We start from the raw sequence: 9,991 nt of genomic DNA on the forward strand, positions 1-9,991 counted from the left end.
CGGCTCGCGGGCCGGGCGGCGAGCCGGGTAGCTGCCCGGGCTCGGCCGGCCGAGCCCGGGCGGTGGCGAACCTCCGCGAGCGGGGGCGCGGGCGCGGTCCTGCACTGCGCCGGGCTCGCCACTCGCACTCCGGCTCGTTTGGCGGGCGGTCCGGGTAGCTGCCTGGGCTCGGCTGGTCGTGATCCGGGCGGGTGGCGAACCTGTGCGGGCGGTGGTGTCGGGGCGGTTTTGCGCTGCGGCGGGTTCGCCGGTTCGCCTGGCAGGGGCGTCCGGGTAGCTGCCTGGGCTCGGCTGATCGTGATCCGGGCGGGTGGCGAACCTCTGCGAGCGGCGGCGGCGCGGGCGCGGCCTTGCACCGCTGCGGGTAGCCGAGCCGGGCGCCCGGCCATGAAAGCGGGGGCGAACCTCCGCGAGCAGCGGCGGCGCCGGCGCGGCCCAGCACCGCGCCGGCGCCGGTCACCGCCCGCAGGGACCGAAGTACCGGCACTCGATCAACGCCCGCGGGTCGAGGGACCGCGCGCGCGGCTCGAGGGTGTCCAGCAGGGTCGCGATCTCGTCCAGGTCCACGACACCCGCCGCGGTCAGCGGGAAGAACCGCTCTCCGGTGTCGTGGTCGGGGCAGCCGCTGCCGCGCAGGTTGCCCGCCGGGACCAGGGCGAAGACCTCCTCGCCTTCGTTGCCGAACGTGAAGTAGCTCTGCAGCCGCACCGGGGTGGTGTCGCCGACGTCGTTGATCTGCCGGCCGCCGTAGGTCTCCGGGTAGTACCAGCCCGCGTGGACGTCGTTGGCGAACCACACCCGCGCAGGGTCGCTGTCGCCTTCGAGGAGCCAGCCCCGGGCGGTGAGGAACTCGTGCACCCCGAGCTGGCGGGCGACCATGAGGTCGGACGTGGTCATCGCGGTCCCTTCGGACGAAGTCGGGTACTCACGCTCAGTGTCGCGCTTGGCTGGTTTCCACGACCGGGTGACCCGCGTCCGGGAAGCGAGACACCGGGCCGGCTACACGATGCCCGCCGCGATCAGCTGCTGCCAGATCTCGCCCTGGTCGACGACCTCGACGCCGTGCTTCTCGGCCTTCGTCAGCTTGCTCGCCCCGACGTCGGCGCCGGTGATGAGCAGGTCGGTGCTCGCCGAAACCGAGGTCGCCGTGGTCGCGCCCGCCTTCTCGCAGAGCCGCTGGAACGTGGGGCGGGGGACCTTCTCGCCCGACCGGGGGTCGCTGATCGAGCCGGTGACCACCACCGTCTTGCCCGCCAGCGGCGCGCCCGCCGCCACGACCGGCGGGAGGTCCTCTTCGCGCACGTCCAGCGAAACGCCCGCCTCCCGCAGGCGCTCGAGCTCGGGGCGCAGCCGGGTGAGGTGCTCGATCAGCGACGCGGCGACCTTCGGCCCGATGTCCTCCACCGCCACGAGCCCCTCGACCCCCGCCTCCACGACGTCCTCCAGGGAGCCGAACCCGGCCCGGCACAGGCGGGCGGCCGTGCCTTCGGACGCCATCGGGATGGCCAGCCCGATCAGCGCCCGGCGCAGGCCGACCGCCCGGCTCGCGTCGATCGACTCGATCATCCGGGTGGCCGAAACCTCGCCGATGCGGTCGAACTCGAGCAGCTTTTCCTTCGTCAGCCCGTAGAAGTCCGACGGGTGCTCCAGGATGCCCGCCTCGGCCAGCCGTTCGATCCACACACCGCCGATGGCGTCGATGTCCGCCGCCGCCCGCGACGCCCAGTGGATCAGCCGCCGCACCGTCTGGGCCGGGCAGGACACGTTGGTGCAGAACAGTTCCCGGCTGTTGCCCTGCTCGGTCAGCGGCTGCCCGCACGACGGGCACACCTCCGGCGGGACGATCTCCCGCTCGGCGCCCGTGCGCTTCGAGGCGTCGAGCACGCCCGCGACGAATGGGATCACGTCACCAGCGCGGCGCACCAGCACGGTGTCGCCGATCTTGATGCCGCGGGCGCGGATCACCTCCTGGTTGGCCAGGGTTGCGCGGGTGACCGTGGTCCCGCCCACGAAAACCGGCTCCAGCCAGGCGACCGGGGCGATCTTGCCGGTCTTGCCGACGTCCCAGACCACATCGGACAGCACGGTGGTCTTCTCCTCGGCGGCGAACTTGAACGCCAGCGCCCCGCGGGGCGAGCTCGACCGGGTGCCGGCCGCCGCGTACGCGTCCCGGCTCGCCAGCCGCAGCACGGCGCCGTCGAGGTCGTAGTCCAGCTCGTTGCGCTGCTGTTCGATCTCGCCGATCACGCTCTGCGCCTCGGCGGCGTCGGCGCACCGCCGCATGTCGGCCGCGGTGAAGCCGAGCGTGTGCAGCGCGCCGCCGAGATCGGTCTCCGCGCTGTCGGGCTCGGTGTACAGGTCGAAGGCGAAGAACCGCAACCGGCGCTCGGCGACCGTCGCGGGGTCCTTCGCGCGTAGCGTGCCGGCGGCGGCGTTGCGCGGGTTGATCAGCGGTTTGTCCGGGTGCGCGGTGTTGTAGGCGGCGAAGGTGGAGCGCAGCATGACGGCCTCGCCGCGGACCTCGACGCGGCCCGGCGCGCCGACCTGCTCCGGGATCCCGTCGGTGAGGGCCCGCACGAGCATCGTGACGTCGTCGCCGGTCGTGCCGTCGCCGCGGGTGACGGCCCGGGCCAGCCGCCCGTTTTCGTAGACGACGGCCAGCGACAGGCCGTCCAGCTTCGGCATCACGACCACCGGCTGGCCGGGGAAGCGGTCGAAGAACGCCTCGACCTGCTCGGGTTTGGTCGCCTTCTCCAGCGACAGCATCGGGCGCGAGTGCCGGATCGGCGCGTGCAGCACCCCGGGCGCGCCGACCTGGTCGAGGGGGTTCGGGTCGGGCGTGAGGTCCGGGTGCGCCTCGATCAGGCTCCGCAGCTCGTCCTCGACCGCGTCGTACTCCGCGTCGGCCACCAGCGGCGACCCCCGGTAGTAGGCGTCACGCAGCACCGTGATGCGGTCGGCGAGTTCCTGGATGCGTTCCTGAGCGTTCACCCCGGGGACGTTACCGGGCACCCCCGACAAGAACCGCATCCTGGAAGAACTCCAGGGTTACGATGAAGATCATGCGATTCGCCATCAAGACCTCGCCGCAGAACACCGAATGGGCCGGCATGCTCGCCGTCTGGCAGGCCGCGGACGAAATCGAGCTGTTCGAGTCCGCCTGGACCTTCGACCACTTCTACCCCATCTTCTCCGACCCGACCGGACCCTGCCTGGAAGGCTGGGTGACGCTGACCGCGCTGGCCCAGGCCACGAAGCGGCTGCGGCTGGGCACGCTCGTCAGCGGCATCCACTACCGCCACCCCGCGCTGCTGGCCAACATGGCCGCGACGCTCGACATCGTCTCCGGCGGCCGGCTGGAGATCGGCGTCGGCGCCGGCTGGAACGAAGAGGAGTCCGGCGCGTACGGCATGGAGCTGGGCTCGATCAAGGCCCGCAGCGACCGGTTCGAGGAGGCGTGCGAGGTCCTGGTCGGGCTGCTGACGCAGGAGACCACGACGTTCCGGGGCGAGCACTACCAGCTGACCGACGCCCGCTGCGAGCCGAAGGCCGTCCAGCGGCCGCACCCGCCGATCTGCATCGGCGGCAGCGGCGAGAAGCGCACCCTGCGCACGGCCGCGAAGTACGCCCAGCACTGGAACTTCGTCGGCGGGACACCCGAGGAGTTCACCCGCAAGCGTGAGGTCCTGCACCGCCACTGCGCGGACGTCGGCCGCGACCCGGCGGAGATCACGCTGTCCTCGCACGTCCGGCTCGACCCGGACCTCGACTACGCGAAGGTCGCCGCCGAAGCCGAGGCGCTCGGGGAAGCGGGCGTGGACCTGGCGATCGTGTACCTGCCGCCGCCGCACACCCCGAGCGTGCTGGAGCCGCTGGCGAAGGCGCTCGAGCCGCTGCGCTGAACCGCCCGGTCAGGCCGGGGCGCCCAGGGCGGCCACGGCCGCGGCGATGCCCGCGCGGTCGTAACTGCCGGTGGGCAGGGTGGCGCTGTGCGCGTGGCGGATCACGCCCTGGGCGTCGACGAGGATGCTGCCGGACCGCTGCAGCGCGCCGAAGACGGCCCGGTTCAGCCCGGCCAGCTCGTGCGGCGTGCCGCGGGGAGCGGTGAGGACCGGGAACGGGATCTCGTGCTCCGCCCGCCACGCGGCGGCCGTCGCGCGGTCCTCGGGGACGGCGATCAGGACCCGGACGCCGGCCGCCTCGAGCGCGGCGGCGTCCTCGGCGAGCGAACGGACGTGCCGCCGGCAGACCGGGCACGTCGTCGACCGCATGAAGTAGAGCAGCACGGCGTGGTGGCCGGGGAGGCGGACGGTCTGCCCGTCGGTGTCTTCCAGCACCAGCCGCGGTGCGGGCGATCCGGCTTCGAGCACGGTGGACTTCCTTTCACGGGTGGGGTTTTCAGGCGGTGTACAGCCGGGCCCGGACCGCGGCCCGGGCCCGGTGCAGGTGGGACTTCATCGCCGGGGTGCTCAGCCCGAGCGCGCCGGCGACCGCCCGCCCCGGGTGCCCGAGGACGTCGCGCATGATGAGCACGCGGCGCTGGACGTCCGGCAGCGCGCGGATGGCTTCGGCGACGCGCTCGGCTTCGAGCCGCCCGAGCACCTCGTCTTCGGCCGACGCGGCGAGGCCCGGGTCGGCGGCGTCTTCGAGCAGGCGCCGGGCGCGGCGCAGGCACTCGTTCCGGACGATCCGGAACATCCACGAGGCCAGCGCCGCCGAGGCCCGCAGGGACCCGATCTTGCGGTAGAGGACGAGCAGGGCCTCCTGCGCCGCGTCCTCGGCGTCCTGCGGCGACGCGCAGAGGTGGTCGGCGAAGCGCCGCACGTGCGGGTGGGCCCCGTGCACGACCGCGGTGATCGACTCGAGGTCGCCACCCTGCGCCGCTTCGACGAGCTGCTCGCTGACCCAACCCATCGCATCTCTCCCTGTCGGCCTGACCTCACCCCTATAAGAGGCTCCGGCACCCCGAAAGGATTCACCGCCGGTCCGGGAGAGCGACCCGGCGGGTGGGCTCGGCGCGATTCCGGAGCGGAAGGAAAGAGCCTTGCTCGCCGCGGCCGGGAACACCGAGGTCGTGCGGTGTCGCCCTGACCGGCGCCTCGCCGGCGACGGGGCCCTGCGAAACTGCTCCGGTACGGATGTCGCCGGCCACCATCGGATCGAGGAACCCGCATGAAGATCGCCCGGTTGTCCGGAGCCTTCCTGCTCGCGCTGTGCGGCGTGCTGATGACGGCCGGGCCCGCGTCGGCCCACACCGAGCTCGAGTCGAGTTCGCCCGCCGAAGGGGCGAGCCTCGCCGCGGCGCCGAGCAAGATCGAGCTCACCTTCGAAGAGCCCGTCACCCTGCAGGCGGACCCGATCTCGGTGACCGGCCCGGACGGGACGAAGTGGACGGTCGGCACCCCCGCGGTCGTCGACGCGGTGATCACGGCCCCGGTGACCCCGTCCGGCCCGGCCGGCGCCTACACGCTGACCTACAAGGTCGTGTCGGACGACGGCGACAAGGTGACGGCCGCCGTCCACTTCACGCTCACCGCGCCGGTCTCGGCCAGTTCCGCGGCGCCGGCGTCGCCGGCCGCCGCACCGGCCGGCGCCGCCTCGGCGACGCCGACTCCGACGCCGGCGAGCGACCTCGGCGGCAGTGTTCCGGCTTGGGTGTGGATCCTCGTCGCCGTCCTGGTCGTGGTGGCCGCGGCCGTCGTCGCGCTGCGGCTGGTGCGACGACGGCCGTAAGGCTTCTCACCGCAGTTCGCCGAAGAACGCCCGGACGTCGTCCACCAGCAGGTCGGGCGCCTCCATCGCCGCGAAGTGGCCGCCCCGGCCGAATTCGGACCAGTGGACGATCGTGTGTTCGCGGTCGAGCGCGCCGCGGATCGACACGTCCAGCGGGAACACCGCGACCCCGGTCGGCACCGGCGACCGCTCGCTCGCGCCCCACGCGCCCGCGTGCGCGGTCTCGTAGTAGCAGTTGGCCGACGACCCGCCGGTGCCGGTCAGCCAGTAGAGCATCACGTTGGTGAGCAACAGGTCCCGGTCCACCGCGTCCTCCGGCAGCTCGGCCGCCGGGTCGGTCCACTCCTTGAACTTCTCGACGATCCAGGCCAGCTGCCCCACCGGGGAATCGTGCAGCCCGTGCGCCAGCGTCTGCGGCCGGGTCGTCTGCATCGCCACGTACCCGGACTGCTCGGTCCGCAGGTACGTGAAGTGCTCCAGCCGGGCCTTCTCGGCCTCGGTCAGCTCGGCACCGTCGTCCGGTGCGTCGAACGCGGAGAGCCCGTTCGCGTGCACGCCGACGACCTTGTCCGGGGCGAGCCGGCCGAGTCCCGGGCCGACGACGGCGCCGGTGTCGCCGCCCTGAGCGCCGTAACGCTCGTAGCCGAGCCGGTGCATCAGCTCGGCGAACGCGCGGGTGATCCGGCCGGTGTCCCAGCCCGGCTCGCGGGTCGGCCCGGAGAAGGCCGTGCCCGGGTTCGACGGGATCACCAAGTGGAACGCCGTCGCCGGGTCGGCGCCGTGGGCGCGCGGGTCGGTCAGCGGGCCGATCACGTTCAGGAACTCCACGATCGACCCGGGCCAGCCGTGGATGAGGATCAGCGGCAGGGCGTCCGGCTCGGGGGAGCGGACGTGCAGGAAGTGGATGTCCTGCCCGTCGATCTCGGTGACGAACTGCGGGAACGCGTTCAGCTTCCGCTCGTGGGCGCGCCAGTCGTAGCCGTCGCGCCAGTACCCGGCCAGCTCCTTGAGGTAGCCCACCGGCACCCCCCGGCTCCAGCCCACCCCGGGCAGGTCCGCGCCCCAGCGGGTGCGGGCGAGCCGGTCGCGCAGGTCGTCCAGCTCGGCCTGGGGGACGTCGATGGTGAAGGGCCGGATCTCTTCGGTGTTCTGCATGAGTCCAACCCTAGAAGCCGGTTAGGTCAGATTCGGTCCTAGGCGAAGAGCAGAATGAACCGCATGTGGGAAACCTCGGCACGGCTGCTGCGTCTGCTCTCGCTCCTGCAGGCCCGGCGCGACTGGTCCGGCGCGGAACTGGCCGAACGCCTGGAGATCACCCCGCGGACCGTGCGCCGCGACATCGAACGGCTGCGCGCGCTCGGCTACCCGGTGCTGGCCACCGCGGGCACCGCCGGCTACCGGCTGGGCGCCGGCGCGGACCTGCCGCCGCTGCTGCTCGACGACGACGAAGCCGTCGCCGTCGCGATGGGCCTGCGCACCGCGGCGGGCGGCTCGATCACCGGCATCGAGGAGACGTCGGTGCGCGCGCTGGCCAAGCTCGAACAGGTGCTGCCGTCGCGGCTGCGCCACCGGATCAACGCCCTGCGGTCGGCGACGGTGCCGCTGGCCAACACCGGCCCCACCGCCGACCCGGACACCCTCACCGCCATCGCCGCCGCCGTCCGCGACTCGGTCCGGCTGCGCTTCGGCTACCGCGCCCACGACGGCACCGAAAGCGTCCGCACGACCGAGCCGCACCGGCTGGTGCACACCGGACGGCGCTGGTACCTCCTCGGCTGGGACGTCGACCGCGCAGACTGGCGCACCTACCGCGTCGACCGCCTCGAACCCCGCACGCCCACCGGCCCGCGGTTCACCCCGCGCACCCCGCCCGACCCCGACCTCGGCGGCTACACCTCACGCGCGATCTCGACGTCGGCCTACCGCTACCAGGGCCGGTTCACCCTGCACGTCAGCGCCGAGACCGCGGCCGAGCGGATCGCGCCCACCACCGCGGCGCTGGAGCCGATCGACGAGCACAGCTGTACCCTCCGCGCCGGCTCCGATTCGCTCGACGAGCTGGCGATCTACGTGGCCGGCAAGGGATTCGACTTCCAGGTGCACGAGCCACCGGAGCTCGTCGACCACGTCCGGGCGCTGGCGGCGAGGTTCGGCAAGGCGGTGGGCTGAGCCGCCGCGACACACGGCTGCGGCGCGCTGCGGGCCTCCTGGCGGCACGTGGAAGCCAGCAGCAGCACCAGGAACAGCACCGCGACGAGCCACACGCAGCCGCCGCCCTCTCTGCGCTTCCCCCGGACCTCCACGCGGCCGCCGGGTGGCGTCGGCACGTGCCGCCGGGCGTAGTGGCGGGCTTGCCACGCGGCACCTTCCGACTCGGTCAGCCACGGCGTCCGGTAGGGGCATTCGCCACACCAGTACCGGTGGTTCGCGGCCATCGGGCCTCCTTCCGGGGAGGGGGATCCGGGCCGGGCGGCCCCCGTCTCCGCCCGGCCCGGAAGATCAGGGGTGCCGCAGGGCCGCCATGAGCAGCCCCACGAAGTGGTCCATGTCCGCCTGCAGGCACGGCTGCTGGTTGTGCTTGCCGGTGCAGCCGGGCGCCCACGTGCTGCCGTCGCCGTAGTCGGCGAAGGTGAACGGGATGCCCTCGGCGGTCAGGTTGGCCGCGGTGACCAGGTTCGTCTCCCGCGCCCGGCTCTCGACCACCGCGTGGAGCGGATCGACGGTCAGGTCACCGCCGTTGCCGATGTAGAGCGCCACGCCCATGCCGCGCAGCGCCGAGACGTGCTGCGCCGGGCTCTGCGCGTTCCAGATCCCGTCGAACGGCCAGATCGGCGGGCCGAAGATCGCGTCCACCGACGTCGTCGGCGTGCCGGACGCCGGATCCAGCGCGGTCTCGGCCACCACCGCGCGCTGTTCGGAGTTCTGCAGGTCCAGGCCGCCGGAGAAGCTGCCGACGTAGCCGAACAGGTCCGGCCGGTGCTCGGCGTAGTGGACCGCGCCGAAGCCGCCCATCGAGTGGCCGGCGATCGCGCGGCCGGTGCGGTCCGGGATCGTCCGGAGGTTGGCGTCGATCAGCGGGATGACCTGCGCGAGGTGGAAGTTCTCCCAGTTCTGCGTGCCGAGCGCGCCGGGGTTGACCCAGTTCGAGTACCAGCTGCGGCCGCCGTTGGGGTGCACGGTGATCAGCGGCGCCGACCGCGTCGACGACTCGGTGATGTCCAGGTTCCGCTGGGTGTTGGGCAGATCGGCGTTGCCGTGCAGGGAGTACAGCACCGGGTAGCGGGTGGCGGCTGCGTTGTCGTAGCCGGCGGGCAGGGTGACCATCAGGACGTGCTGCCCCGGGGTCTGGCCCGGCAGGGTCGAGGGCGTGGGCACCTGGTCGGAGCGCACGGCGAGGGTGAAGGTCCGGTGAGTCTCGTCGACCCACGCGGGCTGTTCGGTGACGGTCAGCCCGAAGCCGCTCTCGAAGGGCGGCGGCCCGGTTTCGGCGGCCGCCACCGGGGCGGCGAGGACCGAAGCGGCGGCGAAGACGGCGGTCAGGACTGCGGAGCGCTTTACGTGACTTTCCATGGTGGTTCCCCTCTCGTTCCGGTGCTGAGCCTGCTGTTCGCGCAGGTCGGGGCACCAGGACGCGGACCGGCCAAATAAGGCCGGTCGGCACGCTAGGGTCGGTCGGGAACGCAACCGGCGCCGCTGGGGGGATGCGCGGAAGTGACGAGCGGGTTCGGAGCGCTGCTGCGGGAATTCCGGCGGCAGGCGGGGATGACGCAGGACGAGCTGGCCGAGCGGTCCGGGATCGCGGTGCGTACGATCGGCCGCCTCGAGCGCGACAAGGGCAGCAACCCCCGGCTGGGCACGGTGAAGCTGCTCGCCGACGCACTGGGAATCGCCCCGGCGGACCACCGGAGGCTCCTGGCGGTCGCGGCGGGCGGCGACCTGGCCGCCGCAGTCGGCGGGTCCGCGGCGCCGGAGGACGTATCCGGCGGTGTCGTGGCGGAGTCGGCGCACGGCGGCGCCGCGGTGGCCGAAGCCATCCCCGGCGCGCCGGAGTCCGAGCTGGGCGGCGAGTCGGCGGCGGTCGGCGAGTCGGCGGCTGGCGAGGGCGCGGTTTTGCCGGGCAGGGTCGTGCCGGGGTCTGTGCTGGGTGGCGAGTCGGCTGCGGTTGGCGAGGGCGCGGTTTTGCCGGGCAGGGTCGTGCCGGGGTCTGTGCTGGGTGGCGAGCCGGCTGCGGTTGGCGAGCCCGCAGTTCTCGCGGGCT

General features: G+C 73.2%; 10 protein-coding genes. 4 read left to right on the forward strand and 6 right to left on the reverse strand.

Annotated features, from left to right (window positions below):
- Positions 1-456: 456 nt before the first annotated feature.
- Together AB0M30_RS35870 and ligA are read right to left on the reverse strand one after the other, a co-directional pair.
- Complete coding sequence (locus AB0M30_RS35870) at positions 457-897, reverse strand: hypothetical protein (RefSeq protein WP_364593369.1); 441 nt, start codon at positions 895-897, stop codon at positions 457-459.
- A 102-nt stretch (positions 898-999) separates the two neighbouring features.
- Positions 1,000-2,991, reverse strand: a complete 1,992-nt coding sequence (gene ligA, locus AB0M30_RS35875) for an NAD-dependent DNA ligase LigA (RefSeq protein WP_364593372.1) — start codon at positions 2,989-2,991, stop codon at positions 1,000-1,002.
- A 71-nt stretch (positions 2,992-3,062) separates the two neighbouring features.
- Between ligA and AB0M30_RS35880 the strand changes: the two genes are divergently transcribed.
- Entirely contained in the window at positions 3,063-3,902 is an 840-nt protein-coding gene (locus tag AB0M30_RS35880) for an LLM class F420-dependent oxidoreductase (RefSeq protein WP_364593375.1), read from the forward strand.
- A gap of 9 nt (positions 3,903-3,911) precedes the next feature.
- On the opposite strand, the gene AB0M30_RS35885 is transcribed toward AB0M30_RS35880, so the two are convergent.
- Both AB0M30_RS35885 and AB0M30_RS35890 read right to left on the reverse strand, forming a co-directional pair.
- Positions 3,912-4,370: a redoxin domain-containing protein gene (locus AB0M30_RS35885; protein WP_364593378.1), complete on the reverse strand. Its 459-nt coding sequence runs from the start codon at positions 4,368-4,370 to the stop codon at positions 3,912-3,914.
- 28 nt (positions 4,371-4,398) lie between these two features.
- Positions 4,399-4,914 (reverse strand): RNA polymerase sigma factor, encoded by a 516-nt coding sequence (locus tag AB0M30_RS35890; RefSeq protein WP_364593381.1) that lies wholly within the window; start codon positions 4,912-4,914, stop codon positions 4,399-4,401.
- A 258-nt stretch (positions 4,915-5,172) separates the two neighbouring features.
- On the opposite strand from AB0M30_RS35890, the gene AB0M30_RS35895 reads away from it, so the two are divergent.
- Positions 5,173-5,733, forward strand: coding sequence for a copper resistance CopC family protein (locus tag AB0M30_RS35895; RefSeq protein WP_364593384.1), 561 nt, complete (start codon positions 5,173-5,175; stop codon positions 5,731-5,733).
- A gap of 6 nt (positions 5,734-5,739) precedes the next feature.
- Here AB0M30_RS35895 and AB0M30_RS35900 read toward each other — a convergent pair whose 3' ends face one another.
- Entirely contained in the window at positions 5,740-6,888 is a 1,149-nt protein-coding gene (locus tag AB0M30_RS35900) for an epoxide hydrolase family protein (protein WP_364593387.1), read from the reverse strand.
- A gap of 63 nt (positions 6,889-6,951) precedes the next feature.
- On the opposite strand from AB0M30_RS35900, the gene AB0M30_RS35905 reads away from it, so the two are divergent.
- Positions 6,952-7,902, forward strand: a complete 951-nt coding sequence (locus tag AB0M30_RS35905; protein ID WP_364593389.1) for a WYL domain-containing protein — start codon at positions 6,952-6,954, stop codon at positions 7,900-7,902.
- 330 nt (positions 7,903-8,232) lie between these two features.
- Here AB0M30_RS35905 and AB0M30_RS35910 read toward each other — a convergent pair whose 3' ends face one another.
- Positions 8,233-9,303, reverse strand: a complete 1,071-nt coding sequence (locus tag AB0M30_RS35910; RefSeq protein ID WP_364593391.1) for an alpha/beta hydrolase-fold protein — start codon at positions 9,301-9,303, stop codon at positions 8,233-8,235.
- A 192-nt stretch (positions 9,304-9,495) separates the two neighbouring features.
- Here AB0M30_RS35910 and AB0M30_RS35915 point away from each other — a divergent pair.
- Positions 9,496-9,991 (forward strand): helix-turn-helix transcriptional regulator (locus tag AB0M30_RS35915; protein WP_364593393.1); only part of this gene is annotated, 496 nt, incomplete at its 3' end.

Origin of the sequence: Amycolatopsis sp. NPDC051716 (assembly GCF_040681595.1) — a bacterium.
Taxonomy (GTDB): domain Bacteria; phylum Actinomycetota; class Actinomycetes; order Mycobacteriales; family Pseudonocardiaceae; genus Amycolatopsis.

Excerpts from the sequence above, each read along its gene's own strand:
- AB0M30_RS35880 (WP_364593375.1), top strand. The coding sequence starts at position 3,063 with ATGCGATTCGCCATCAAGACCTCGCCGCAGAACACCGAATGGGCCGGC.
- AB0M30_RS35905 (WP_364593389.1), top strand. The coding sequence starts at position 6,952 with ATGTGGGAAACCTCGGCACGGCTGCTGCGTCTGCTCTCGCTCCTGCAG.
- AB0M30_RS35870 (WP_364593369.1), bottom strand. The coding sequence starts at position 897 with ATGACCACGTCCGACCTCATGGTCGCCCGCCAGCTCGGGGTGCACGAG.
- AB0M30_RS35900 (WP_364593387.1), bottom strand. The coding sequence starts at position 6,888 with ATGCAGAACACCGAAGAGATCCGGCCCTTCACCATCGACGTCCCCCAG.
- AB0M30_RS35890 (WP_364593381.1), bottom strand. The coding sequence starts at position 4,914 with ATGGGTTGGGTCAGCGAGCAGCTCGTCGAAGCGGCGCAGGGTGGCGAC.
- AB0M30_RS35910 (WP_364593391.1), bottom strand. The coding sequence starts at position 9,303 with ATGGAAAGTCACGTAAAGCGCTCCGCAGTCCTGACCGCCGTCTTCGCC.
- AB0M30_RS35895 (WP_364593384.1), top strand. The coding sequence starts at position 5,173 with ATGAAGATCGCCCGGTTGTCCGGAGCCTTCCTGCTCGCGCTGTGCGGC.